The following is a 26,167-nucleotide window of genomic DNA, read 5'->3' as shown; positions in this document are numbered from 1 at the left end:
CGCCACCGGAGTGCCGGCGTCCTCACCGTCGAACTCACCGAATTGCCATTGCCGCGCGAGCAGCCACAGCGGATCGTGAATTCGGGCCGCCAGCGCCTGTGCCGGTTCGCCGCTGAGGGTTTGCGGCTCAAGCCGGGTCCAGGCCGGCGGTGAGAGAACGGGATAGCGCGCCGCCGCCGCCGAGCTGAGTTCGGCGTAGGCGAGGACCCCTTCCTTGACGATATCCGCGCACATATCAGTTTTCCTTCACCATCGCGAACGCGCGTAGTGGCTCGCCGACCACCGAGGCCTTGAGGAACGCATCACCGAACTTGGACCAATCCACGGTTTTCTCGCCTTGGAGCGACCAGGAATTGGTATAGATCGCGGGCAGTACCCGAGCCGCCAGCGGCAGCACTTCGAGTGACACCAGCCGCATTCGCGCCATTTCAATCGTCTCTGTCACCAGATCGAAAACGCGGTCGTCGGTCCAGCGAGCGCCATCGGGGGATATGCCCAAAAGCATCGTCTGCGGTGGTTGCGAGCTTGGTGCGTCGGCATGGATCGCGACCCCGGCGGTGGTTTCGAGGACAGGTTTGGCCGCCGCTCCCTCGCCCTTCAGGGTGCGCCGCGGAAACGTCTCGGTCCAGTTGTCGATTACGAGACCGGCGAGCGCGGCCGGCGGCTCGCCGGGCACGTCGGCCACGATCGAGATCACCGGTGCGGTGGGGGTGATCGCGTCATCTGGCAGCGGGTCTGCGATCCACCGACCCTTTTCACCTCCAAGCTGCATGACTGCCAGCCGCGGCGCACCATCGAGCGTGTCGCAGAGGATGAGATAGTCCGTGAACATCCGGACCTGTGGTCGCACTGTCGCGATGTCGCCCAGATATCGCCTGATCGATGCAGGTTGCACCGGGTCGAGTTCGACCTCGAGATCAGGCTCCGCAGTTCGCACCTGCGGGATCGGCAGCGCGAAATCCTGTCCGAACAACGCCTTCGCGCGCAATGCCAGGCTTTCGGAGTCGACCGGATCGGACGACAGCCGGGCATATTCGACCAGCCGCCGCTGAGCTTCCGCAGCGGCCAGAAGCGCGGTCTCACCCAGCTGGGCAGCCGAGACACTCGGCGTCGCGATGCCGAAGTCGGTCAGCGCCACGAGTGCGGCCGAAAGACTGTCGAGGGTGGCGCTGTTGCTTGCGACGAGAGCGGCAAGGGCCTGCTGCATCTGCTGAAGCACGAGCGCCAGATCGTCGAGCGTCGATGCCAGTGCGGTCAGCGCCGCTGCCTCGGGCGCATGCGCGGCGGGCGCGCCTGGCAGGCCGAAGTCGCCACTTGCCGCAACGCGCCCGGCCGCGAGCAGCCGGCGCAGGCCGTCGGCCACCACCAGCACATCGGCTAGCGCAATCTCGCCAGCGGCAAGGCGCGGATCGTCGGCGATCGCGGGATCGAGTTTAACGTTGCCGGTAGCGCGACGCATTGCCGAAGCGGCATCGCTGCTCAGTGCGACCAGATCGAGCGCGCCGATCGTGCCGAGCGCCAGCTTTACAGGTGCGCCGCCAGGCTCGTAGCCAGCGACAATCCGCGCGGGATCGCCAAGCCTTTCTGCGGCCCAACCTTCGAGGCCTGGCGCGGCGCGGGCGCGCGGCGATACGACATCCCAGCCGCCGTCGCGACCGATGATCATCAGCCGATGCGACACTGGTTGCCCGCCGCGAAGCGAGCTGACGACATCCGGCTCGGGCGGGGCAACGTCGCCGCGGCCGCTCGCATCCATTGCGGCGGACGCGCGCGCGAGGTTGCCCTGGGCCACTTGGTGAACGCTTTCGGCCAAGAGAAGGTCGGCCACGGCATCGACACTCGTGTCGAGCGCGGCGATGCTGGCGGATACCTTGTTCCAGTCTGCTGCGCTGAAACTCCAGGCAGTGCCCGGCGCGATGTAAGGATTGTCGGCAGGAGGGCTCTTCAACGCGTTCTCGATCGTTCCCGGACCCGCGGGGGTGCGCCACATTTCGACCAGCCTTAGCCCGTCGGTCGTCGCGGCTGCCGAGACGATCGCTTGCTCCGGCCCACTGACGATCTCGCCCCGGTCGCTGAGCTTGCCCTGCACCAATGGCGCGAGCGACCGCAGGTTGAGGACGAGATGCCCCAGCTTCGCGTCCTGGAGGGCGCGTTCGATCCGATAACCAAGCAGCGCGCCAAGGGGCTGCCCCTGGCGAATGCCGTCGACCAGATGCATCGCATCGCGCACCCGCGCCGAACTGAGGCCGATGGCATAGGGATTTGGACCCGCCGCGCCGGCCGCATGGGTCAGGTGTGCTGCACGAAGGATGCCGGCGGTGATCGCGTGATTGAGCGAGGGCGCAAGGATGTAGCCGCCAGAGTCCCTTTGCCCGCGTTTGGGCTGCAGGTTCTCGACGTAGCCGAACGCTCCGACAGAAAGGCCTTCGGGTTTCGTGCGGCGCTGATGCGCTAGCCGGCGCGAGACCGCGCCCGTGATCCAGCTGTCGAGCCGGTGCGACACGCAGTCCAGCGTCTCTGCCACGAGGACATGACGCGATTGGTTCGCGGGATCCCCGATTTGCTTCGCCAGATGTTCGAGAGCGGCGCGGAATTCGGCATTCTCGATGTTCGTGCGGAGAAACTCGTCGATCACAAGCACCGAGAGGTATTCGCGCGATTCAGCGGTCGCCACGTTGCCGAAGTAGTTGGCGAACGAAGGCTCGATCGTACCACCCATCGCGAACGAACGCGGGGCGGGTCGATCGTTGGGGCTATCCGAACCCGGAAGCGCCTTTCGTAAGTTCACCAACGTCGCAACATCGGCCGCCCCCGGCCGAGCGAGTTGGGTGACGACCGCATCGCGCACGGCTGGATCGAGAGCGGTGGACAGGCGCAGATGGTCGATGAAGTCGCGTCCGGGCAGGGGCTTTGCAGCCTCGCGCCCGGCCGCCAGCGCAACGAGCGCCTGGAAGATACTCGATATCTTTCCGCCGTCACCGGTCGCGAGCAAAGCCTCCAGAAACGCCGGATCGCGGGCATCGTCGGCATACGGCAAGAGGACGGGCCGGGCTTTGTCGTCCAGCGTTGCCCCGAGATTCGTGAAGCTGAAACTGCCGATCGCCTCCTCGAGCATCCGGGCGAGCATCGTTTCGATCTCGGCGGCGGGCTTGGCGGTCGGCGTGACCACGCTGACCATGCCGACCAAGCTTCCCGAAAGGCAGCGGCGCGCCCTGACGCCATAGGAGACACCGGACTGGCCCAGAAGACGGTCCATCGTTTCGCGCAGATCGGCCCCCGATCCGACGTGGGCGAGATCGCTGGTGCCCGCTTCCCAGTTGGGCCTCAGCTTGCGAAGGAAGGCCGTAAGCTGCCCGCCGAACTTGTCAGCCCCATCGTCCTTCCACAGCGTCGCAAACCCGGACACCGGAAGGATGCCGTAGGGTTGGTTGCCGACGCGCAGTGAGGGAATCGTCCCCCGCCCGCGCACGTAGTCGCGGTGGAATTGGCGGATGCGCTCGATATCGAGCGTCGAAATGGCGTCGTTGTCCTTGTCGACCGCGCCCAGAAAGTGTCCCAGGGTTGCGGACCACAGGGTCGTGTTCATCGCCGCCGCGTCGGCCTGCTCGCGTTCCTGCGCGTGATCGACTGCGGTGAGCCACGGAGCATTTATGCCGAGTGCGCGAGCCAGCGTACCGGCGTTGCTGTCGGCCGGTTGGGCCGGGAGCGTGGCGGGCGGCGCCGACTTTTCGATCCGTCGCTGCCACGCCGATCTTACCGTCTCGGTGTTGTTGGTGGGGGTGCCCTGCGGGAGAAACGCCAGCCCGTCGCTTTCCCAATGCGCCTCGAGAAGACTTGCGAAGTCGGCCGCTGCACGTGCGGGAGCAGCGCTTCGCTGTACGCCGGCGACAATCAGGCGGTCGACCTTGCCGGGTTGCGACAGGGTCAGCGTCAGGGCCAGCCCCTTCTTCTTCGCCTCGCCAAAATCCGCCAGCCACTCGGTGCCTGGCAGCATTTTCAAGCCTTCTTGCTCCGTCATCGGCTCGTCGGAATTGGAGAACAGGCCGATGCGGACTTCGGGAGGAATCGGCGAACCGACCGCACGGCTGCGCTTCGTCCCCTGTTGGGCGATGGCGACGAAGCGGTCGGGCAGCATGCGCGCGATGGCGACTGCTCCAGCTTGCGCTGCTCCTTCGGGAAAAACCGGCGTTCCGGTGCCCCGGTCAGCCACGTTGAGCGGTGCCATCGCCCGCGTGCACCAGTGCGCGCGTGCTGCGCCCACCGCCGCTAAAAGTTGTTTCCAGGCATCGGCCCGCGCAAGGTCGTCGCCCACTTCGGCATCATCGAGCGCCCAGATACGCCCCCAATAGGCTTGCGCTGCTTCGACTTCCTCTCCGGATAGGCCGCGGTCGAGCCGGTCGACGTGGATCTCGTCGGGGTAGATCCGGATGCGCAACTCGTTTCCCGCGTCGTTGAAGCGCGTTTCGATCCGCACCGGAAGCAGGAGAAGCGGCACGTCGGGCGGAGCATCGCAACTGTCGCGCTGCGCAAGGCGTTCGATCAGCCGGGCATGCTCGACATCGAGGGCGGTCCGCTCGCTTCGCGCCGCCTCAAGCCGCGCGGAGAGTGTCTCCGTCCGGCGTTGGGCACGCCGGGCCGCGCCCGTGTCGCCCGTCGTCTCGAACCGGGCGACCGCATTTCGGCTGGATTGCAGATCCGCGGAGATGCCCGCGATCTCCGCCGTCTTGTCCCGTAACCGGTCGAGCAGTGTCGTGTTGGTTGCGTGGACTTCGGCGAACAGTGCCTCGGTAGGATCAGGCATTCGGCCCTCCCGCATTCTGAATTGAATTGAGGAGATCCTTGCCCTCGAACGCCGCGCGGACGGGATCGCGCAGCAGCGTGCGGGCGACGACGGCGGACGAACCCGGCCACAGCTGCACAGCGGGGTTGCTGCCGCTGTCGCTGATCGACATCGTGCGCGCCGGAGGCGAAAGGAACCGGCCGTGATCGAGCTGGCCGTCTGAACCGGTCAGATCGTTCCAGTCGAGGTTATCCTGCTGGATCGAGCCGCCGGCTGCGCGGGGATTGGGCGCGATGGCTTCAGCCATGCCGAACCGCGGCGCGGTTGGATGTTCGGCAAGCAGGAACCACCAGTGGCCATTGCGAACTTCCTCGATCGTGAGGCGGAAGCCGACGAGGATGTAATCCGGCGCGAGATGCGCATGGAATAGGATTCTCGCATCGGAGCCGGCGATGAACGTCGGCGGAAATGCCGATCCGGCGTTGGCCGCGGGCGGCTCCGCCTCGACCGCAGCGATGATGGCGTCGGGATAGCGGCGGACGATTTCTCCACGCAGTACCAGGACGACGGGGCGAAAGCCCGTGCCGCTGCCGCCCCCGATTGCCATGTGCGAACCGAGCGGCTCGGGCCCCGTCGTCGAGAATTCGTGGATCGGTTTGGAAAGCTCGTCCTCGTCGGCGTCCCAGAATCGCTTGAAGTAGGTGCCGCGCTGATCGGTCGGGTAATTCCGCCACAGCAGCTCGCGGCCCATTTCATCCGAAAGGCCGATCAGGAAAGTCTCGCAGAAGGCGGGGTTGGCCTCCAGCAGCGTGACGAATTCAGGCTGGGCGATCGCGCCTAGGCCAGGGACCAGCCAATCGCGGTCGTAAGCGTCGAGCGCTTCATACATCGCCCGCTTGTAGACCGGCGCGGCCATGACCGGATCGATCCTCAGATCGTCGAACCAGTTTGTCGGGATCACGTCCGGCCAGAAGCGCACCCGTCCCTTGAGATAGGCCGTCATCGTCCGCGCGGGATTGATCGCATCGAGGATCAGTTCAGGCGTCACGGCGAGTGGGGGAACGGTGGCGGTGTTGCGCGGGGGGGGAAGGGCAATCGTGTTGATGGCGGCGTCGAACGCCTGCGCAAGCGTTGACACCTTGAGCGCCGATAGCTCGTTGATCCGGCGCGTGAGATCGCGGGAAAGCGGTGTCTCGAAGCGCGTCGCCGGGCTCATCGCGGGCGCGGGTGCAGGAGGTGGCGGCGGCGCAGGCGCGGGTCGGACAACCACCGGTCCGCGCCGGTCGAACAGGCTCGCGGCCGAAGTGGCTCTTCCGGCGGCGGTGGGCAGGCCGCGAGAGCCGAATGCCGAAGCCGCCGCAGGCGTCCGGGCCGCAATCGGCATGCGCTCCGGCAGCGAAGTCGCCGCGCCGATGTCGCGCCGCACATGCGGTGAGGGCAGACTGGCCGCCAGAGAAGCGATCGGAGCGGACCCTGCGTCCCTGAATTCGGGTGCGGCCGCTTCGACGATGCCAGCGAGCGCCGAACCTGCAAGCTCTGCTCGCAGAAAGTCGCCCTTGCGCGCGGGATCGGGAGCGCGGGTGTCGAGCCGGCCGGTAAAGAATTGGGCGTACAGGCCCCCGACTGAGCGGTCCGGCTGGATCTGCCAGGTCGGGGCCCCGCCGGAGAGGCGCACGATTGCGGTCCCATCCGCCAGCGGCGCCACGCGGGTCTGGAAGGTCGCGAAAGCCTTGTTCGGCGTCACTCCCAGAACTCGTCCGACAAGCTCGGGGCCAAGCACTTCGAGCCCCTTGTTCGAGAACCCGGTGATGCCATCGGGATTGGCGTAGGGCAGCCGGCCGTCAATGAAGCCCGCGGGCGATGAGACCATGTCGGGCGCCTTGGCGAGGTCTCGCAGCGCCATGCCCTTGCGCATCGCTGGCGCCGAGGCGTTCGTCATCCGCTTGGCCGTCACGCTCAGGATGCTGCCGGCGGTGCGGCTTGATTCGATCTGCTTCCACAGGCTCTCGGGCCGCGCGGCAATGCGGATGCGATCATGCAGCGGGCGGGTCAATCGCGTAAGCTGACCGAGATCGAGCGCCGCGATGCGCCGCCGCAGGTTGGATTCGTTGAGGGCCTTGGCGAACTGGTGCTGGTGGAGCTGGTGGTTGAGCTTGTTGACCTCGCCCACTTGCGCCCAGGCGGCCTGCATCAGTTGTTCCTGGTCCCGCTGGACCACCCGCGTACCCAGGCCCGCGACGATGCGTGGCAGCGGATCGGTGTTGATCTGGGGGAACCAGTTGCCGTCCGCCGCCGCGACCGTTGAAGGTGGTGAGCCGAAGACCGCGCCGACAGCATTCCGGCCGGCCTGATACCGCGCATACAGGCGCGGGCCCACGCGGGGGAGCAACGGATTGTCGATACTTGCCTGGTCCACGATCTCGCGCAGCGCGTCGCGCTGCGCCGCGGGCCACCGGTCGGCTTCCTCGTCAGGCGCCCCCTCGGGAGCGTCGGCGGGCGAGCGCAAGGCGCAACTCAGGACCTGCCTTGCGCCTTGCGTGTCTGCCGGCACGCCCGGCAATCCGCCGCCCGGCTGGGAAGCGTCGATGATCCTGCGGCCGACCTCCCAAGGCGCGCCGATCGGCACGATCCGCTCGGCCAGCGACTTGAAGTCGCCCGTGTCCGCCGTGCTGAAATCCCAGGTGTCGTAGGCTGGGAGGAGTAGCTCGGTAAGCGCATCGCTATTGTCCGCGGCACGGGTCCACGCCGGTTCGAGCTCGCCGCCTGACGTACCGAGGCCCGCCGCTCTGCCGCATTCGAACGCGGGGACGAGCACGGCCCGGTAGTGTTTGTCTGCATCCAGCTTGCGGGGGCAGATCAGCCGGGAGAGATTTGCGAGCGCGTGCTCGTCGGAAAGGCGATCGGCGACCGGCGCGTTCGTACCCCCGACCACCTGGGCATGAGCGAACCAGGCGTTGTCTGTAAGCGGCTGGAGCTCGCCCAAGGAGGTGACGAGGACGCGCGGCAGGCCGGGTGCGTTGGGGGGCAGGATCGCGGACTTTTCCCGTTCGCAGACCACGAGCGCCAGCCACGGTTCGAGCCGGCTGCCTACGGGGCCCACTGGGCTGAACAGCCAGGGAATATCGGGCCGGTCAAACTCGACCTGCACCATGAACGTATCTTCGGCATTGACGGTGCCCGGTGCCGGTTCGCGGCGGATGATCTGCCCCGGGTCCAGGCCGACGACGTCGCCTGCGCCATAGAGCGCAAGCTCGCGGCTGACTGTCTGCGTCGTGGCGCCGTCGCCCCGAACTTCGAACGAGACCGGGACCTTCGCCCGGGTGCCGCCCGGTGCGGGCGCATCCTTTATTGCCGCTGCCAGGCCGTTTCGCACGTAGGGAACGAAGTTGAAGTCCTTGAGGACGATGTCTTCGGGCTTGAATGTTGAAACCAGATTCACCGTCGCATCGACGACGAAGTTCTTCGCGACGCTGAGAGTGCCGGTCATGCTGCCATTCCACTTGCGAGGACGCCGAGATCGTTCGATCCCCTGAGAATTTCGGCCGCGCTCGTCGCGCCGATATCAGTCATCGCGGGGGAGAGCGCGACGAGCGTGTCGCGGTGGACCACGCTTACCAGTCCCGGGTCGGCGAGCACCGGGTCGGGAGCCTTCGGTATCTTTTCGAGGTAGGGGTTGGCCGTGTTCTGCCGCGCTTTGGCGACCGCCGAAACACCGAGCATGGTCTTGGCCGTGCGCTCGATCCGCCAATCGTCGCGCTGTGCCGCTACATCCGCATGATGCGGGAACACGGTATTCCAGGCATAGGCAGCATGAACGTCGCCCGGGAAAGTCGGCTTGGCAGAGGCGGCGACGACGAGGCCGGCAGGCATTTGCTCGAAATCGGGACGCGCCATGAGCTGGTCGTCCTTGAGCGCGAGGAAATGACCGGGGGAGAACCGGTCCTTGACGGTGGAGACCGCGGCGGCATCCGTCAGATTGACCTTGGGTTCCGCGAGATAGACCCGCTTGGCGCTTACGGGGCTGGATCCGATGCGGTCGATATCGGTTTCGAGCGGAACCCGGCTCTGCTTGACCTCCAGCCGTCCGAGGGGATGGAACAGGCGCTCGGTTCCGACATCGGCAAAGCGGACCAGCTGGAGCGCATCGGGAGGAAGGATCGGGGTCCACGCCGCGTCGGCCATCAGCCCCTGGGCGGCAGTGTCGACGCTGTCGACCTGCGGTGCGTCGGCTGGGCGGGGTTCGCCCCAGGTCAGCGGGCCGATGTCCACATCGACATCCCACCACAGGATTTCCGCGGTGGCGGTGCCTTCGAGGCGCCACGGCTGGTCGCCCGAAAGCTCGCCATGGAAATGGACCCCGGCAATCGTCGCGCCGAACGCTTTCACCTCGATCCCGACATCGAGGATCACGATGAAGTGGAAGTACGGTGCCCACTGGAACAGCGCGTCGAGTTGAATCCAGGCATGCGCGGAAGCCACGCCAACGTCTGCGCTGAGATCGACCTTGCCGCCGAACTGGATCGAATTGGATGTTATCGCGACATAGGCTTCGGCACTGATCTTGAGCCAGTCCACCGGCGGCTTGAACTTGATCGCCATCCGGTCAAGCTTGCCGATCTCCTTGGGCGCGTCGTACTTGGGGAAGAACCCGCCCACCGAAAGCGCGAACGCGCCTTCGCCTGCCCACTTAATGAAAAGCGCGATGTCGCCCGACAGCGTGAGCGTGAACAGCTTCGAATTTATGATCGAAACCTTTAGCAGGAAGTAGTCTGGCGTGATCTCTCCCAGGAGATCCGCATGGATATCGACGATCCGCTTGTCGGGCTTGATGTCAGCGGAAGGCACGCCGATTTCCAGCGCCCCGAGGATGACAACCTTGGGATCGGGCAGGCTGAGCACGATGCCGAGCCGGGCCTTCACGAAGCCGGCCTGCGACCCCCAGCCGATCTCCGCTATCGGTCCGACGACGAAGCCGCCGTCGCGGACGGGGAAAACCTTGGCAAGCTGGTCGAGGATCTTCGGTGCCGCCGCCACCGGATCCGAGGGGAACAGCAACTGGCCGACGATGTCGGTCTTCAGGCCATCACGCAGCACGGCCGTATCCACCGCCCTCTGGATGGCAAGAATTCCGCCGAGGCCGTTGAGGGTGAAACCGAAGCCGAGATCGATCTTCGGCAGGAAGTGAACGCCGATGACAACGACGAAGCTGAACGGTTCGGTTCCCAGGAGTCCGATTGCGGTAACGCCGAACTTGGCGAACTGAAGGTCGAAAACGCCGCCGTATTCCGATGTGTCTTCCGAATAGCGCAGGTAGCCTCCGCCGCTGACCACGCCGGTCTTGATCCGTGCCCCGATACCGGTGGGAATCTTCGGCTTAACTTCGGGCGCCGCATCGGTAACCCAGCGGATCGATATCCCGCCCCCTTCGACGACCACAGCAAACACGTCGCCGATCTTGCCTGCGATGGTGACCATCACGTCGATGCGGTTCTGGCTGCCCTTGTTGTCCTTTGCCGGCTGGGCGATGGCGAACTCGCGCAACTCGACCCCAGGGAACGCGAAGCGGACAGGAAGAACCATCTTCTTGTCCTTGCCTGCGCCGAACGTCAGTCCGTCGGCGCTATCCAGCGAGATTGCGATCTGGTCGGTGTCGGCCGTCTTGGCCTCGCCCGGCATGATCTTCTCGAGCATCTTGTCGCTGCGCAGGCCTGCCTTCACCTTGGTGTGCAGTTCGACCCCGACTTTCGCTACGGTCTTGTAGTCGACGAACGTCTCGAGGTACGCGCCGTCGAAGCTCAACGGCGCAAGGCTGGTGTTTCCCGTGCTCGCGAACTTGAGTCCGAGCTTCTTGTCGGTACGGCTCCAGACGAGGGCGTTCGCGACGTCGTTATGAGCGTTGTCGATGCCGAGAACGGCCTTGCACAGGGCGTCGAAGCCCTTGATCGTATCCGCGCCCAGTGACTGGAAGGGGGCCTTCCACGGGTCGGTGATGCCCCCGATTGCATCGAGGACCTGCTGCTTGCTGGCCGGATTATTCTCTCGCTCGGCGATCTTTTCTGCCAGGATATCGAGCGCCTCGTCGAACGCGACCAGGACATAGCCCAGCTCGGTCGCGGCGCGCGCAGCCGCGGGTATATCGAACGGATCGGTGCCGATTTCGGTCGCCATGTTGGTAACGGCAGTCTTCGCTTCCGCGAACTTTGGCTTCAACGCGTCGGCGAGCGCCTTGCCGATCGGGGTGAGATCTTTGACGTCGGTCTTGATCGTATCGAGCGCGGTCTTGGTCGTTCCCGATGCGCCATCGAACAGCGACGTAATGAAGGATCCGGTGTCCTTGAAAGTAGTGCCCACCATGTCGCCCGCGCGACTGTGCGCGAACCCGAGGACACCCTTGACGAGCGCGGTCCAGACATCGTCGCTCACGACGGTAGCCTGTTCAGACTGTTCTTGTTCGAGCCACCGTCGATCAAGGACACGCGGCTCGTCTTCAGACGGCCGGCAAACCCCTGGATCCGCAATAAAGCACGAGACATGGCCTACTCCCGTTAGGGAGCGCAAACCCAATGCGCGTGGACGATCCGATTATTTTCTGATGTGGCTATGTATCGAACCATCGGGCTACTTGCAACAACGGCAGGATATTTTCTGATTACTGCAAACTTCTATTTTAAGTTGTTATATTTAGGTTATAAACAAGCTAACCGTATAAAATCTATGCCTAGAAGTAAGTTATACCGTTAATCATCCGCAATTGTTGCAGGCGTGACAACTTTATTAAGTCCCACTGGTGAGTGACCGCTTCCACCTCCGCGGGTAGTTCGCATCTACCGCCCTGCCGGGCGCCAAGGTTGCCGCAACGCTTCCCTTCGTCAGTGATTCCCGGTGACCGATTCCATTGCATTTGGCCGCGTACGGCGTGAAAGGGCATCGCTCAGTCCCGACAGTGATCGCGAAGGTACCAGCATGAGATTCGATGAAGTCATCCTCGGCCGCCGCAGCATTCGCGGTTACAAGCCCGATCCGGTGCCCAAGGCCCTGATCGCGGAGATCATCGCGTTGGCCATGCGGGCTCCTTCATCGATGAACACGCAGCCGTGGAACTTCTACGTCATCACGGGCGAGCCGCTTGACCGCATTCGCGCCGGGAATACCGAACGGATGATCGCGGGCGTTCCGCAGTCCCGCGAGTTTCGCACCGGGCAGGCCTTTGCCGGTCCGCATCGCGACCGCCAGGTTGGCGTCGCCAAGCAGCTGTTCTCGGCGATGGGCATCGCGCGCGACGATGCCGATCGGCGGCAGGACTGGGTGCTTCGCGGCTTTCGCCAGTTCGACGCGCCGGTGTGCGTGATCGTGACTTACGACCGCGTCCTCGATGGTAGCGACGATACTCCGTTCGATTGCGGAGCGGTCGCGACCGCGCTGGTGAACGCGGCATGGTCGCGCGGGCTGGGTACTGTCATCAACAGCCAGGGCATCATGCAATCGCCAGTCGTGCGCCAGCATGCCGGCATCCCTGACGACCAGGTCATCATGAAAAGCATCGCGCTGGGCTGGCCCGACGAGTCGTTTCCCGCCAACGCGGTCGTGTCCGAGCGCCGGGCCGTCGAGGACGCTACGGTATTCGTCGGCTTTCCCGACTAGGACGTACCTAGGGCGCGAGTTCGATCTTCTCGATCGCATGCCAGGGATGAGGCCGCGATGCCTTCAGCCGGCCAAGGCCGCGAAGGCAGCGCATGAACTGCGGATCGAACATCGCCTTGTCGTTCGCCGCCACGCAGCCCGATCCGGCGCCGTCGCCGGAGACATCAGGCGGCAGTTTGCCATCCCACCCGTCCGCGCTCGTCAGCCAGAGATCGTCACGCGGGCGCGACAGGCGGATCGCCGCGACCGAGGACACCTCCGATTGGTTGACCATGATCGCGTAGGCCCGCCGCGCCGCTTCGATTCCCCCGACGACCTCCTTGTAGGCCAGCGAGCGGGGATACGTCGGGCCATTGCGCAGCACATAGACTGTTCGCGGGGGTAGCTGCCTGGCCATCTCCAGCAGCGGGCCCATCGGGGGACTGCGCTTGGTTTGCGCCTCTGCGACTAGGCTTTCCGGGGCAACCAGCCGCTCAACGGCCGCCTCGAACACCGAAGCGCGCGCGCCGCCATCGAAGTACGTGCGCTTGGCAATGACCACGGGCTGATAGAACAGCGGCATCGCGGCAGAGGCCAGTACGGAAGCGGCGATGCACTGCTGCGCCTGATGCGGCGACAGGCGACCTGCCTTCATCTGCTCGGCAAACTCGTTGAGGATGACGTAGCGGAAATTGCCGTCGACGGCGTCGACGAAGCCTACGACGACTGTCGGTCCGTGAACCGATCCTAAGGCGGATATCCGCGGGCAGGGATCGTTCGCATCGCCGCCGGCGCATAGCGCATCCTCGATCTTGCGGCGCAGCGGCCCGAGCCGCGCCATCGCGCCATAGCGGATGAGGCCAATCGTATCGTCGCGCTTAACGATCTGGCTTTCGTCGGTAATCGAATACTCGGCCACGAGGTCGGAAAGCGCCTTCTGCCGCTCTGGGCCGTCCATGGCCTGACCGGCGAAGATGGCCTGCATGGCGCCGGTGCTTACCCCGGTGACCAGTTCCAGCGGCGGCAGCGCGCCGTCCCTGCGAGAAGCCACCTGCTCGAGGAACGCGGCACCGTAAGCTCCCCACTGGCCGCCACCCGACAGCATCAGGATCGCGGGGGGTGTTCCGCTCTCGATAAGCCCGTTCTGAGTGCGCTGGCGCAGGATACGCGCGGCAAGCCCGGTCCGGGCAGAATCCGGCGCGGCGGCATTCGGCGCGCTTCCCACGCGTTCTGTGACGGTTGGAGGCGAAAGGTCCCCATGGATGTCGTCGACGATGCCGCTGTCGGGGAGCGCGTAAGTATAGCTTGCGAATTTGGGACAATCGTCGAGACGGAGCGGCTGGATCGCGCACCCGCCGCACAGCAGACCGAGCACCGCAATTGTCAGGAAATTCCGCATTGCCGTTCCCCCCGGATCGTCAGCAAGACTGCACGATGGCGTCATGCACTGGGCAAGGCAATGCACGACGAAGATTACTGTTGCGACAAGGGATTGCGCGGTCGTGCTCCGGCGTGTTCTGATGCGCCCGGCGAGGGGGAAACGCGCGGATGGCCACGATCGAACAAGGCCAGGGGCAACCCTGGAGCAACTACCACCTGAACATCGCACACACGGCGAAGATCGCCGCGTACGCGAGCGCTGGAAGCGAATCCGGTCTGCCGGGGCCTGCGCGCTTTGCGGCGACCGCTGCGGCGGTGCGCTCATTGATCGGCGGGCTTGGCGACGAAGCAGGCCGGTTGCTGACGCTGGGCTCGGGGTGGAGCCTATCGAGCCTGCTCGACATCGGCGACGTGCAGTTCGATCCAGCGGCTTTTTGCGCGGTGTCGCCGGTGTTTCCTGGTGACCTCGTCCCGCACCCCGCGGTGCCTGCCGACCGGCTGGCCTATGCCAGCGGCGGAGCGAAGATCTGGCAATTGTCCGAATTTGCCGAGGCTCGCGACCGGGCGATCTTCACCTGCGGCTCGTACATGGGTCAGTCGATGGCGGGTTCGATCGCCACTGGAGTGAACGGTTCGCGCCTCGGTTACGGTGCGATCCAGAACATGATCCGCGGGCTTCACTTCGTTACCGCCCCGGATCGCTCGGTCTATGTCGAACCGGCATCCCGCCCCGTTCTTTCCGATGCGGCGGCCCTCGTCTTTGCCGATGAGGTGATTCGCGATGACGCCATCTTCGATGGCTGCCTCGTACACCTTGGCGGGATGGGCGTGGTAAACGGGCTGGTCGTCGAACTCGACGTGAAGCGTCTATTCGCCGTTCAGCGTGTTCGTCACCAAGTCGATCGGAACTGGCTGGATCAGATCTCACGAGGAGATTTCGAGGCGGTTGCGACGGCGCTCGGAGGGCGCGACGCGCCCGCCTATTACGAAGTGCAAGTCGACCCCTACGATCCCTGGGGCAGCAAGGCGCTCCATAGCCTGTATTACGATGTCGAGGCCCTGGAGGCGGGGCTGGCGTCCATCGAGATCGAACCGTCGCTCGACATCATCGCGCGGATCATCAACCACGTGCCCGATCTCTTCGCAGTCTATGCCAGCCCACTGTTCTTCAAGGAGACTGCGCGCGGCCTGCCCGAAGGAGCAGTGTCATGGGGCACGATCCACGGCAAACCGCCGAGCACGATCCTGAAGGCGCGCATCCGCACCGCCGCCATCGCGCTAGACCGAAGGATGATGATCGACACGCTTCCGGTGATGTGCCAGGCGATGAGCGACGGGCTGGCGCGCGAGCCACTTCTCCATCGCCGGCGCCACCTTCTCTACACCCTGCGGTTCGTAACCGCCGCGGCGGGAGCGATGGCGTTCACGCGATTTGCCGACACCGCGGTTGTCGACATGGAAGGGTTCATGGACTCGCCATGGTCGCGCGATGCGTCCGCCTGGACGCGCGACAGCCTGGCCGGCCGATTTGACTACGTGCCGCACTGGGGCAAGCTCGATACGGGAGATGCCGGGCTGGTTCGTCGGCAGTTCGGAGATGCGGCCGATCCGGCCAGCGCCGCAGGACGATGGACTGCCGCCCGCGGCCGTCTGGTGCCAGCAGATGCGCGTCATTTGTTCGCCAGTCCCGCGTTGCGCGCGTGGGGCCTTGTCTAGCGCTTTGCGCGCACGGCCGAGGCGTGCCACACGGAATTGCGGCGGAGGAGAAACGCGTGAGCTGGCAACCCGAACTCGAAGAACTGCGCCGGCGCGAGGCGATGGCCGAGAAGATGGGTGGCGCGGAGAAGCTTGCCCGTCAGCACGCCCGCGGCAAGCTGGACGCGCGGGCGCGGATTGCCGGGATCGTCGATGCCGGCAGCTTTCGCGAGATCGGCAAGATTGCGGGTCGAGGGACATATGCCGAGGACGGGTCCCTGGAAGGGCTGTCCCCGGCCACGCTGATCTTCGGCCGCGCCAACATCGAAGGCCGTCCCGTGGTGGTCTCGGCCGACGATTTCACCGTTCGCGGCGGCTCCGCCGATGCCTCGATCGCTCGCAAGATGACACAGTGCGAGGCGATGGCGCACTCCTTGCGGATACCGCTGGTGCGGATGATCGACGGGACCGGCGGCGGCGGTTCCGTGAAGACCCTGGAGACGATCGGCGCAACCTATGTTCCGGCGGTCCACGGATGGAGCGACGTGGTTCGCAATCTCGATACCGTGCCAGTCGTCGCGCTGTCGCTGGGGCCTACGGCAGGACTTGGCGCGGCACGTGTCGTGGCGAGCCATTACTCGGTGATGGTGCGTGGACTGTCGCAGCTCTTCGCCGCCGGTCCGGCGGTGGTCGCGGCGATCGATTCCCGCCAGCAGACCGCCGACAAGGAGGGCCTTGGCGGCAGTGAGATACACACCCGCAACGGCGTTGTGGATGACGAGGTCGCCAGCGAAGCCGAGGCCTTTGCGCGGGCGCGGCGTTTCTTGTCGTACCTGCCCTCGTCGGTCGGGGAACTGGCCGCGCGCGCACACTGCTCCGATCCCGCAGACCGGCGCGAAGACATGCTGCTCTCGATCGTTCCCCGTGCGGACAAGCAGGTCTATTCCATGCGCCGGGTACTCCAGGCGGTTCTCGACAAGGACAGCCTGTTCGAGATCGGGGCAAACTGGGGCCGGGCCGCGATCACCGGACTGGCGCGGCTCGACGGGTGGCCGGTGGCCGTTCTCGCGAGCGATCCCAGTTTCCTCGGGGGATCCTGGGAAGCCAAGACCAGCGAGAAGGCCAAGCGCCTGGTAAAGCTGGCCGACCAGTTCCGCCTGCCCATCGTCCACCTTGTCGACAACCCTGGCTTCATGATCGGTCAGGCGGCCGAAGTCGCAGGCACGATCCGCTATGGCGTCGACGCGATGAACGCGATTTACCGGGCCACAGTGCCTCTTGCGTCCGTGGTCGTGCGGCGCGCCTATGGCATCGCAGGAAGCGCGATGAGCAACGCCGACGCATTCCAGTACCGCTTCGCCTGGCCATCGGGAGACTGGGGCAGCCTGCCGATCGAAGGCGGGATCGAGGTGGCGTACAAGTCGGACCTCGAAGCCGCGGAAGACTACGACGCTGCGCTGGAGGAAATTCGCGCTCGACTAAACCGGGTGCGCTCGCCCTTCCGGACCGCCGAACGGTTCGGGATCGAAGACATCATCGACCCGCGCGATACCCGGCCTCTTCTGTGCGAGTTCGCCGAACTGGCGTGGCGGAGGCTAGGGTTGGGCGACGGGCCGTGAGCCGCCAGGCGGCGTCAGCCGGCGGAAAAGACGGCCGCGCTCGCTGAACAGCACCAGCGCAAGGCACGTCAGGCCGCAAAGGAGCAGTGCCCATGACAGAGGGCGCGCGCTGTCGTCGTACGCCTGGCCGATGACGATCCCCAAGCCCGCGCCGATGACCATGCGCACGAAAGCCTGCACCGATGCGGCAGCGCCCGCGATGCGTGCGAACGGCTGCAGCGCGATCGAGCCGAAGTTCGCGCCGATGAAGCCCAGAAGCGCTATGTTCATCGCCATCATCGGCATGAAACTGTAGAGCGTTTGCCCGGGCAGATGCGACAGCAGCACCTGGAAACCCGCGACGACGATGTAGATCAGGACAGCCGTGTGCGACACGCGCCGTGCCCCGAAACGCTCCACGATCCGCGAATTGACGAGGTTTGCGATGGCCAGCATCAGCGCCGTGGCGCCGAACAGCAGCGGGAAGCGCGGCCCCGCTCCGAAATGCTCGCCCACGAGTTGCTGGGCAGAATTGATGTAGCCGAACATGGCGCCCATCACGAGCGCACTGCCGAAAACGTAGCCGATCGAACCCCGATCGCGCAGCGACGCGCCCATGTTGCGCAGGATCGGCCCGACCTCGATCGGCTGGCGGTAATCGGGGTGCAGGGTTTCGGGCAACCGCAGCCAGACCCACAGTCCCACCAGCGAGGCCAGGGCGCCAAGCACGACGAAGATCCAGCGCCATCCCGCGACGAGAAGCACGGCCTGGCCCATCGTCGGCGCGATCATCGGCACCAGCATGAACACGATCGAGACCGTGGACAGCATCCGCGCCATCCGGTCTCCGCCGAAGCGGTCGCGAATGATCGCGCTCGGCAGGACGGAAAGTCCCGCGCTGGCGAGCGCCTGAACGGCCCGCAGACCGAGCAGCGCGTCGAACTGCATCACGACCGCGCAGGCGAGCGACAGCGCGACATATCCGCCCAGACAGACCAAGAGGACAGGGCGCCGGCCATAGCGATCGGCCAGCGAACCGGGAAAGAGCGAGCCAAGGCCGCTGCACACCAGGAAGATGCCGACCACGAGCTGGCGGCGATTGGGATCGGACACGCCAAGCGCAGATGCGATGTCGCCGAGCGCCGGGAGCATCGCGTCGATGGCGAGCGCCTGGAGAGCCATGAGTGCCGCCATCAGCGCAATGAATTCGAAGTGATGAATTTCGCGGTGCGCTGAGGTCGGCTGCTCGGGAGAGGGAAGCGGACCGTGCATCGCTTCGTCCTTGCACGCTGCAGCGCAGCATGGCCACCCCCTTTTGCGCTAAGTGAGTTGCTTTCGTAACTGATTTCCCTTGGAAGCAGACCCGTCTAGACTGCCAAAATGGACGATCACGCTGATCCGGAAGCGTACGACGAAGCAATGCCGGACGCCCCGGCCGAAGGGCTGCGCAAGATCATTCACGTCGACATGGATGCCTTCTATGCCAGCGTGGAACAACGCGACGATCCGTCACTGCGCGGCCGTCCGCTTGCCGTCGGAGGATCGTCCGAGCGGGGGGTTGTGGCTGCGGCGAGCTATGAAGCACGGCGGTTCGGCGTGCGATCCGCGATGGCTTCGGCGCATGCGGTGCGCCTGTGCCCCGACCTGGTCTTTCGCAAGCCGCGGTTCGAGGTTTACAAGCAGGTTTCCGAGCAAATTCGCGCGATCTTCCTCGACTATACCCCACATGTCGAACCGTTGAGCCTGGACGAAGCCTATCTTGATGTGACCGACGACATCCGCGGGATCGGCTCGGCAACGCGCATCGCCCAGCTTATCCGGGCGCGGATCAAGAGCGATACCGGACTGACCGCCAGTGCCGGTGTTTCGTACAACAAGTTCATCGCCAAGCTCGCCAGCGATCAGAACAAGCCCGATGGCTTGTGTGTTGTTCGTCCGGGGGAAGGGGCAGCGTTCGTGGCCGGCATGCCGATCCGCAGATTCCACGGCGTGGGCCCGCGGGGAGCAGAGCGCATGGCAACGCTGGGGATCGAAACCGGAGCTGACCTCGCAGCGCACGACCTTGCATTCCTCCGTGCCCACTTCGGTTCGATGGCGGACTATCTCTTCCGGGCCGCTCGCGGGATCGACCTGCGCCAGGTGAAGGCCCACCGCCAGCGCAAGTCAGTAAGCGCCGAGCGCACGTTCGACCGCGACCTGTCGTCCGGATCCTTGCTGCGCGAAGCGCTCGACAACATCGTCGAAGCTTCGTGGGAGCGGATCGAGCGGAGCCGCTCGCGCGGGCGGACGGTGACGCTCAAACTTCGCTTCGCCGATTTCCAGTCGCTCACCCGGTCGCGCTCGGTCGCGCGGGCGGTGGATTCGCGCACGGATTTCGCCGCCATCGGTCATGCACTCCTCGACAGCCTCCTGCCGCTGCCACAGCCCGTCCGCCTGATGGGGTTGGGACTATCCGCGCTTGAGTTCGATCAGTCGCGCGAAAATGAGCGTGACGACCGGCAGGAACCGGGACCACGCGAGCAACTCGCGCTATTCTGATCCTGCGTCGGCCTCGACAGAGACGCGCCATTCCAACCATCGCCTGACCCGCTCGGCAGCGGCGCCGGTGATCTCCGCCGGAAGGGCATCGAGCGCGAAGAACGCGGCCTCCAACAACTCGCGCCCGTCGGCTTGCGGTGAATCGGAGGTGGCCGCGCTGACGAGGTGGACGTTGTTTCGGCTCCCGCCGCCAAATGTGGTCCGGTCCACCCCAAAGGTCGCGATCTCGACTATCCGGCAGCCGGTTTCCTCCAACACCTCGCGAACGGCCGCGTTTGCGACATGTTCGCCGCGCTTCAATCCGCCTCCGGGAAGCATCCACAAGCCGCTGGCCTGATAGCTGTGCCGGACCAGCAGGATCGCGCCCTGATTGTCGCTGACGACTACATTGCAGCCGTGAACTTCAGCCCCGGATGCTCGCCAGTAAACAAGGCGCACTCGGTGCGCGATCTTGAGCGCCAGACGATGGGCGAAAGCGGGAACGGGCAAAGCCATCGCTCGAGTTTGCACCGAACGCCCGGCCCATGACAGCTTGCTCAATACAATGTCCGCTTGATTGACCTAAAAGGTCGGGTCACCGAAATGCCGCAATCTTTTGTGAATCCAACGACGCAGCGCTAGGACATGCATCGGAGGAGGGCGGTCCACTTTGCGATTCGTGCGTGAGAGATTCTCGTTTGCGGGCGCGCGATCGTCGCGTCTTGGCCTTCATGACGTCCTTTGGTGGGCGCTTGCCGCGCTGATCGCGATCCTCGGCGCACAATTGGCATGGATGATCGTGACCCCGGTTTCCCCGCTGGGCGACTGGCGGCCGGCGACCGTTCGCGTTCTCAGCCCCCAAGCGCGCGCCGCGCTGTTTGCGGGATTCGATCCCTTCAACCGCAACCGGACCGTGCAAGGCACGGCGACCGTCGATGTCGTCACCTCTCTTGCGCTTACCCTGTTCGGAGTGCGGGTGAACGCCGCGACCGGTGGCGGCAGCGCGATCATTTCGGGCGCCGACGGCATCCAGCACGTCTATCGCGTGGGGACGGAAGTCATGCCCGGGGTGACGCTTGCGGGGGTCGCGTTCGACCATGTGAGTTTGTCACATAACGGCAATAATGAACTGCTTTATCTCGATCAGTCGAAACCGGCGACCAACGCGCAGGCCGTGGTCGCCGGCTCTAACCAGCCGCAACCGCAGCCCGCACAGCCGTCCCAGGCGCTGACTGTCGACGGTTTGCGTCGGGGAGTTTCGTTTCAACCGCGCGCGGAAAATGGACGGGTAATGGGTCTTGAAGTCAGTGCGACTGCCGATGGCGGCGCGTTTCGCGCGGCAGGATTTCTGCCGGGAGACGTAATTACCAGCGTCGGCGGCAAGGCGGTGACCAGCCCGGCCGATGGCGCCGCGCTCGCCGCATCGCTCAAGCCCGGCGGCGCGGTTACGGTGATGGTCCGACGCGGCGGCCAGCAACTGCCGCTAGCGATTTCCCTGGCGCAATGAAGCTTCGAAACCGCCTGTTCGCAGCCGCGGCACTCGTGCTGATGGCGCTCCCCGAAGTGGCATCCGCCCAATACGTTCTCAACGTGCGCGAGGCCGATATTCGCGCCTTCGTCGAAGACGCGGCCCAAGTGACCGGACGCACGTTCATTGTCGACGGCCGCGTTCAGGGCAAAGTCTCGGTCGTCAGCGACCGGCCGCTCAGCCGATCGGAATATTTCGAGGTCTTCCTTTCCACGCTGCGCGCCAATGGCCTTGTCGCGATCCCCACGGGCAACGGCGGCTTCCGGATCCAGCCGGCCGAGGGTGCTGCGACCCAGCCATCGCGCATCGGCAGCCGCGGCGCGGCGCGCAACCAGCTCGTGACCGAGGTCATCCGCCTGCGCACCATCGACGCAGCGCAGGCGGTCGAAACTTTGCGGCCGCTGGTCAGCCGCGAAGGCTCGATCACCGCCAACCGCTCGGGCAATTCGCTCGTCATCGTCGACTATGCCGACAACATGCGCCGAATTCGCACCCTTCTTGGGCAGATCGACCGCCGCGACACCACGACCACAAGGCTCGTCACGCTGGAGCACACCGGAGCGCGCGAGATTGCGGCGGCGTTAACCCAACTCGTTCCCGCCGCTGCGGAGGGTGCGGTTCCGCTGGCCTCCGTGGTTGCAGTCGACAGCTCCAACGCCATCCTCTTGCGCGGCGATTCTGCGACTCTCGCAAACCTTGCCGCGACTGCCCGGGAACTCGACAACCGGGCGGCGGGCGGCAGCGACATCAAGGTCATATGGCTCGACTATGCCGATGCCGCGACGATGGTGCCGATGCTCGAACGGCTGATCGGCGGATCGGGCGGGGGCGAGATCGCTTCAAGTTCTCCTCCTCCAGTCTCGCTCGGCGGGACGACGGGCACGCGCGGGGGCAATTCCGCCGCTGCCGGCAGCAGCACGGTTACCGCGACTACCGGCGGCGGGGCTTCCGCCAACATCGGTTCGGGCCTCGGCAACGGGCAAATCCAGCTTGCGGGCGGACGCGGAAATGCCGTGATCACGCGCTATCCGGGGGCCAATGCGGTGATCATCTCCGCGCCCGTCGACATCCAGCGCAGGCTGGGCGAACTCGTCCGTCAGTTGGACCAGAGGCAGGACCAGGTGCTGGTCGAGGCGATCATCGTCGAGGTATCGGACAACGTTGCCAAGCAGCTTGGCGTCCAGTTCCTCTTCGGCGGCAAGAACGTGCCCTTCGCGGTGACGAACTTCGCCAACGTGGTTCCCAACATCATCGACCTTGCCGGCGGCTTGCTGGCCGACCAGATCGACCAGACGACGACCGTCATCAACGGAAACACCGTAACCACGTCGACCAACAGCGCGGCTGCCGACCAGCTTCGCTTGAACGCCATCAATGCCGCGAGCGCGGCCCAGGGCGGCTACTTCGGGGGCTACACCAACGTGGGTCAGAATGCGGCCCTGGGTGTGCTCATCAATGCGGTGCAGGCCGACAGCAACTCGAACATCCTGTCCACGCCGCATATCACGACGAACAACAACGTGCCGGCCTCGATCCTGTTCGGACAGGAAATCCCGGTTTCCACAGGCGAGGCGCTTTCGAACAACTTCGATAACGCTTTCCGCACGATCCAGCGCCAGAACGTCGGCATCGAGCTCGACGTGACGCCGCAGATCAATGCCGACAACGAAGTCCGCCTGGACCTGCGCCAGGAAGTAAGTTCGATCGTCGGACCGGTCTCGAACAACTTCAACGAGCTCATCATCAACAAGCGCGAGATCAAGACGACCATCACCGTTACCAGCGGCGAGATCGCGGTGCTTGGCGGGCTGCTCGACGACAACGAGCGCCGTACGATCCACAAGATCCCGCTGCTCGGCGACATTCCGGTGCTGGGCGAACTGTTCAAATCCCGTGGGAAGAGCCGCGTGAAGACCAACCTGATGGTCTTCATCCGTCCCACCATTCTGCGCAGCCAGGCCGACCGCGAGGCCACGACGGCGCGCCGCTATGGCGTGATCAGGGAAGCTCAGCGCCAGTTCAATCCAAAGGTCGAACCGTCCATCGACCAGCTCGTAGTCGACTACATGGGAGCGGTGCCGCCGCTGCCGGTCGGTGCGGTTCCCTCCTCCGGCGACGTCGTGATCGCGCCCGAGCCGCGTCCGCAGGCCGTGCCGCTCGCGCCTGTGCAGCTGCCGCCGAGCAATGCGACGCCGGGGCAGTAGGCGCGATGCGAATCCGCCGCGGCAACGATGAACAGGCCGCCGGCGCTGTCGACGCGCCGATTGCAGGAGTCGCCGTTTCGGACGATGTCGCGCTGGTCGACGCGATCAGCGTTGCCGAGCCTGCGGCGTTCATCGACCTGCCCGTCATCCCCTATCCCGCCGCACGCGATGCCGGCTTCCTTGTGCTGGGCGAGGACGGCGACGCGCTGCGCCTGGCGATGCGCGAGGGCGCGGATCCGCTCGGCCTGCTCGAATGGCGGCGCGCGTTTGCCCGCCCGTTACGGATCGAGCGCGTCGATGCACCCGCGTTCGAGAAGCTGCTGGGCGAAAGCTATGCACTAGACGGCAGCGCGGCGGCAGTCGCGTCGGACATGGGCATTGCCGGCGATGGCCTCGATCCACTGGCGCTGGGCCTCCCTTCGGCCGAGGACCTGCTCGACAGCGCGGATGACGCGCCAGCGATCCGCCTGATCAACGGCCTTATCGCCGAAGGCCTGCGCCAAGGCGTTTCCGACATTCACATCGAGCCTTACGAAACCGCGCTCGTCGTTCGCATGCGCGTCGACGGCGTATTGACCGAGAAGCTGCGCATGCCGCCCCACGTCGCTCCGGTGCTGGTCAGCCGGATCAAGGTCATGGCGCGCCTCGACATTGCCGAACGGCGAGTGCCGCAGGATGGCCGGATCGGCCTGTCGCTCGGCGGAAAGCTGGTCGACGTGCGTGTTTCCACGCTTCCCAGTCGGGCGGGCGAGCGGGTGGTGATGCGCCTGCTCGACAAGGAGAACGCAGGGCTGGACTTGGGGCACCTGGGGCTTGACGGCCATACTGCCGAGGTTCTGAACCGCGCCCTGGCCGAGCCCAACGGCATCATTCTCGTCACCGGCCCTACAGGATCGGGCAAGACGACTACGCTCTACGCCGCGCTGCGCCAGCTCAATGACGGCGCACGCAACATCCTGACAGTCGAGGATCCCGTCGAATATGCGGTGGATGGGGTCGGGCAGACACAGGTCAACACAAAGGTCGGCATGACGTTCGCCGCCGGACTGCGCGCGATCCTTCGCCAGGACCCCGACGTCGTCATGGTTGGTGAAATCCGTGACCGCGAGACCGCGGAAATCGCGGTGCAGGCATCGCTGACGGGGCACTTGGTGCTATCCACGGTCCATACGAACGACGCCGCCGGCGCACTTACCCGGATGCGCGACATCGGGGTGGAGCCTTTCCTGCTGGCGTCGACGCTGCGCGCTGTCGTCGCGCAGCGGCTCGTCCGGCGACTTTGCAAGGCCTGCCGGAAGCCCGAACGGATCAGTGCTCCTCTCGCCGAGATGCTCTCCATTCCCGAAGGATCGACGGTTTACCATGCGCAAGGTTGCCCGGAGTGCGGGCAGACGGGTTTCACCGGCCGGATCGGCGTGTTCGAGACGCTGCGTGTGGATGACAAGATTCGAGCGATGATCCACGATAACGCGGACGAGGCGACCATCGCCCGCTACGCGTTCAGTGATGCCAGCGACCTGTCCCGCTCGGCGCGCGAGCTCGTCCTGGCGGGGGAAACCACGCCCGAAGAGGCGCTGCGGATCACGCGCCGCATCGATACGTCGGGAGCCGGCTAGTGCCGCGGTTCGCCTATCTCGCGATCGACCCCAAGGGCAACGAGCGGCGTGGTGCTATCGAGGCGCCGGGCCAGGCCCAGGCAGCCGAGCGACTTGCCGGGCGCAGCTGGCATGTGGTGCGTCTGGGCCCCGACGCTGCCGCGTCCGCCAGCCGGGCCGCAGTCACAACTTCCGGTCTCGCGTTGTTTGCCTCACGTCTCAACGCCAAGCAGCTTGCGTTGTTCACCCGCCAACTCGCTTCGCTCATGGTCGTCAGTCCGCTTGAGGAAGCGCTCCGGACGATCAGCCGCCAGACCGAGAAGCCCAGGGCGCGCGCCATCCTTGGCAACGTCCACGCCGGCATCGTCGAAGGCCTGCCGCTGGCCGACGCGATGCGCCGCGAGGAGCCCAGCTTTCCCCCGATCTACCGCGCGATGATCGCGGCGGGCGAGAATTCCGGCAGCCTGCCGGCCATCGCGAACCGGCTTGCCGAATTGCTTGATCGCCAGGCCCAGGTGCGGGGCAAGATCATGGGCGCGCTGGCCTATCCCATCATTCTCTCGCTCGTCGCGCTTGGCGTGGTGACCGGGCTGATGGTCTCGGTGGTGCCGCGGGTGGTCGAGCAGTTCGACAACGCAAGTCGCCAATTGCCCGCGCTGACTCGTGTGGTCATCGGGCTCTCGCGCTTCCTCGCAAGCTGGTGGTGGGCGCTCGGGATCGTCATCGCACTGGCGCTCCTGGTGTTCCTGCGCGGCCTGCGCAATCCCGGGTTCCGGCTCCGGTTCGACACTCTCATGCTGCGCCTGCCCTTCGTAGGGCGCCTGATCCGCGACATGCACGCGGCCAGCCTCGCGCGGACGCTATCGACGATGATCGAGGCGCGGCTGCCGCTGGTCGACGGCCTGCGGCTGGCCAGTCGCACCGTATCCAACAGTGTCCAGCGGCGCGCGCTTGAGACGATCACGGAGCAGGTGCGCGCAGGCGGATCGCTGTCAACCGCGCTGCGCGAAGCCGGGCGATTTCCCCCGCTGCTGGTCTATCTCGCGGCGAGCGGCGAGGCCGCGGGGCAGCTCGGACCGATGCTGGAGCGCGCGGCAGAATATCTCGAGCGCGAATTTGAAAGCTTTACAACTGCGGCGATGGCGCTGCTGGAGCCGGCAATCATCGTCGTGATGGGCGGGGCGGTCGCAACGATCATCCTTGCGATCCTCATGCCCATCCTTCAGCTCCAGAACCTGACCGGACTCTAG

15 protein-coding genes (1 of these 15 running past the window's edge) are annotated in these 26,167 nt (G+C 65.4%); 8 read left to right on the top strand and 7 right to left on the bottom strand.

Translation table 11 applies throughout. The features are described 5' to 3' along the window. The 4 genes in view from ACFO0A_RS07740 to ACFO0A_RS07725 are tightly spaced (at most 1 nt apart) and all read right to left on the bottom strand, a layout consistent with a single transcriptional unit that may run on beyond the window. A protein-coding gene (locus ACFO0A_RS07740) for a hypothetical protein (protein ID WP_379538433.1) crosses the window boundary here: on the bottom strand, positions 1-234 show its 5' portion. Its footprint begins 1,455 nt before the window's first position; the window shows 234 of its 1,689 coding nt (coding positions 1-234); its start codon is at positions 232-234; its stop codon lies beyond the left edge, outside the window. Position 235: 1 nt separating this feature from the next. Next, positions 236-4,801 carry a hypothetical protein gene (locus ACFO0A_RS07735; RefSeq protein ID WP_379538432.1) on the bottom strand — a complete coding sequence of 1,522 codons (4,566 nt, stop codon included), beginning with the start codon at positions 4,799-4,801 and terminating at the stop codon, positions 236-238. Continuing rightward, the gene (locus ACFO0A_RS07730; protein ID WP_379538431.1) at positions 4,794-8,267 is read right to left on the bottom strand and encodes a hypothetical protein; all 3,474 of its coding nucleotides are present in this window, start codon (positions 8,265-8,267) and stop codon (positions 4,794-4,796) included. Before ACFO0A_RS07730 ends, ACFO0A_RS07735 begins: the two co-directional genes overlap by 8 nt. Beyond that, positions 8,264-11,203, bottom strand: a complete 2,940-nt coding sequence (locus ACFO0A_RS07725) for a DUF6603 domain-containing protein (protein ID WP_379538430.1) — start codon at positions 11,201-11,203, stop codon at positions 8,264-8,266. The genes ACFO0A_RS07730 and ACFO0A_RS07725 overlap by 4 nt, the downstream gene beginning before the upstream one ends. A 540-nt stretch (positions 11,204-11,743) precedes the next feature. Here ACFO0A_RS07725 and ACFO0A_RS07720 point away from each other — a divergent pair. Then, entirely contained in the window at positions 11,744-12,421 is a 678-nt protein-coding gene (locus ACFO0A_RS07720; RefSeq protein WP_379538429.1) for a nitroreductase, read from the top strand. Between the two features lie 7 nt (positions 12,422-12,428). Here the strand turns inward: ACFO0A_RS07720 and ACFO0A_RS07715 are convergent, their stop codons facing one another. After that, positions 12,429-13,799, bottom strand: a complete 1,371-nt coding sequence (locus ACFO0A_RS07715; protein WP_379538428.1) for a patatin-like phospholipase family protein — start codon at positions 13,797-13,799, stop codon at positions 12,429-12,431. A 149-nt stretch (positions 13,800-13,948) separates the two neighbouring features. On the opposite strand from ACFO0A_RS07715, the gene ACFO0A_RS07710 reads away from it, so the two are divergent. Both ACFO0A_RS07710 and ACFO0A_RS07705 read left to right on the top strand, forming a co-directional pair. Further along, positions 13,949-15,496: an FAD-binding oxidoreductase gene (locus tag ACFO0A_RS07710; protein ID WP_379538427.1), complete on the top strand. Its 1,548-nt coding sequence runs from the start codon at positions 13,949-13,951 to the stop codon at positions 15,494-15,496. Positions 15,497-15,552: 56 nt separating this feature from the next. Next, on the top strand, positions 15,553-17,094 hold the full coding sequence (locus ACFO0A_RS07705; RefSeq protein WP_379538426.1) for an acyl-CoA carboxylase subunit beta: 1,542 nt from the start codon (positions 15,553-15,555) through the stop codon (positions 17,092-17,094). Here the strand turns inward: ACFO0A_RS07705 and ACFO0A_RS07700 are convergent. Beyond that, positions 17,071-18,345, bottom strand: coding sequence for a multidrug effflux MFS transporter (locus ACFO0A_RS07700; RefSeq protein ID WP_379538425.1), 1,275 nt, complete (start codon positions 18,343-18,345; stop codon positions 17,071-17,073). The genes ACFO0A_RS07705 and ACFO0A_RS07700 overlap by 24 nt on opposite strands. Positions 18,346-18,453: 108 nt before the next feature. On the opposite strand from ACFO0A_RS07700, the gene dinB reads away from it, so the two are divergent. Then, positions 18,454-19,611: a DNA polymerase IV gene (gene dinB, locus ACFO0A_RS07695; RefSeq protein WP_379538424.1), complete on the top strand. Its 1,158-nt coding sequence runs from the start codon at positions 18,454-18,456 to the stop codon at positions 19,609-19,611. Here dinB and ACFO0A_RS07690 read toward each other — a convergent pair. Continuing rightward, positions 19,603-20,106 (bottom strand): NUDIX domain-containing protein, encoded by a 504-nt coding sequence (locus ACFO0A_RS07690; protein ID WP_379538423.1) that lies wholly within the window; start codon positions 20,104-20,106, stop codon positions 19,603-19,605. The genes dinB and ACFO0A_RS07690 overlap by 9 nt on opposite strands. Positions 20,107-20,269: 163 nt before the next feature. On the opposite strand from ACFO0A_RS07690, the gene ACFO0A_RS07685 reads away from it, so the two are divergent. The 4 genes from ACFO0A_RS07685 to gspF are packed head-to-tail and all read left to right on the top strand — an operon-like array spanning position 20,270 to position 26,167. Continuing rightward, entirely contained in the window at positions 20,270-21,097 is an 828-nt protein-coding gene (locus ACFO0A_RS07685) for a type II secretion system protein N (protein WP_379538422.1), read from the top strand. Continuing rightward, complete coding sequence (gspD, locus tag ACFO0A_RS07680) at positions 21,094-23,322, top strand: type II secretion system secretin GspD (protein WP_379538421.1); 2,229 nt, start codon at positions 21,094-21,096, stop codon at positions 23,320-23,322. Before ACFO0A_RS07685 ends, gspD begins: the two co-directional genes overlap by 4 nt. A 5-nt stretch (positions 23,323-23,327) precedes the next feature. Next, positions 23,328-24,938 (top strand): type II secretion system ATPase GspE, encoded by a 1,611-nt coding sequence (gspE, locus tag ACFO0A_RS07675; RefSeq protein ID WP_379538420.1) that lies wholly within the window; start codon positions 23,328-23,330, stop codon positions 24,936-24,938. Further along, complete coding sequence (gene gspF, locus ACFO0A_RS07670) at positions 24,938-26,167, top strand: type II secretion system inner membrane protein GspF (RefSeq protein WP_379538419.1); 1,230 nt, start codon at positions 24,938-24,940, stop codon at positions 26,165-26,167. The genes gspE and gspF overlap by 1 nt, the downstream gene beginning before the upstream one ends.

It is taken from the genome of Novosphingobium tardum (assembly GCF_042652045.1).
Taxonomy (GTDB): domain Bacteria; phylum Pseudomonadota; class Alphaproteobacteria; order Sphingomonadales; family Sphingomonadaceae; genus Novosphingobium; species Novosphingobium tardum.
This window is presented reverse-complemented; position numbering and strand designations above follow the sequence as displayed.

What these genes read in the sequence shown, in the direction of transcription:
- ACFO0A_RS07735 (WP_379538432.1), bottom strand. Translation starts at nt 4,801, where the DNA reads ATGCCTGATCCTACCGAGGCACTGTTCGCCGAAGTCCACGCAACCAAC.
- ACFO0A_RS07730 (WP_379538431.1), bottom strand. Translation starts at nt 8,267, where the DNA reads ATGACCGGCACTCTCAGCGTCGCGAAGAACTTCGTCGTCGATGCGACG.
- ACFO0A_RS07720 (WP_379538429.1), top strand. Translation starts at nt 11,744, where the DNA reads ATGAGATTCGATGAAGTCATCCTCGGCCGCCGCAGCATTCGCGGTTAC.
- ACFO0A_RS07715 (WP_379538428.1), bottom strand. Translation starts at nt 13,799, where the DNA reads ATGCGGAATTTCCTGACAATTGCGGTGCTCGGTCTGCTGTGCGGCGGG.
- ACFO0A_RS07710 (WP_379538427.1), top strand. Translation starts at nt 13,949, where the DNA reads ATGGCCACGATCGAACAAGGCCAGGGGCAACCCTGGAGCAACTACCAC.
- ACFO0A_RS07700 (WP_379538425.1), bottom strand. Translation starts at nt 18,345, where the DNA reads ATGCACGGTCCGCTTCCCTCTCCCGAGCAGCCGACCTCAGCGCACCGC.
- dinB (WP_379538424.1), top strand. Translation starts at nt 18,454, where the DNA reads ATGGACGATCACGCTGATCCGGAAGCGTACGACGAAGCAATGCCGGAC.
- ACFO0A_RS07690 (WP_379538423.1), bottom strand. Translation starts at nt 20,106, where the DNA reads ATGGCTTTGCCCGTTCCCGCTTTCGCCCATCGTCTGGCGCTCAAGATC.
- gspD (WP_379538421.1), top strand. Translation starts at nt 21,094, where the DNA reads ATGAAGCTTCGAAACCGCCTGTTCGCAGCCGCGGCACTCGTGCTGATG.
- gspE (WP_379538420.1), top strand. Translation starts at nt 23,328, where the DNA reads ATGCGAATCCGCCGCGGCAACGATGAACAGGCCGCCGGCGCTGTCGAC.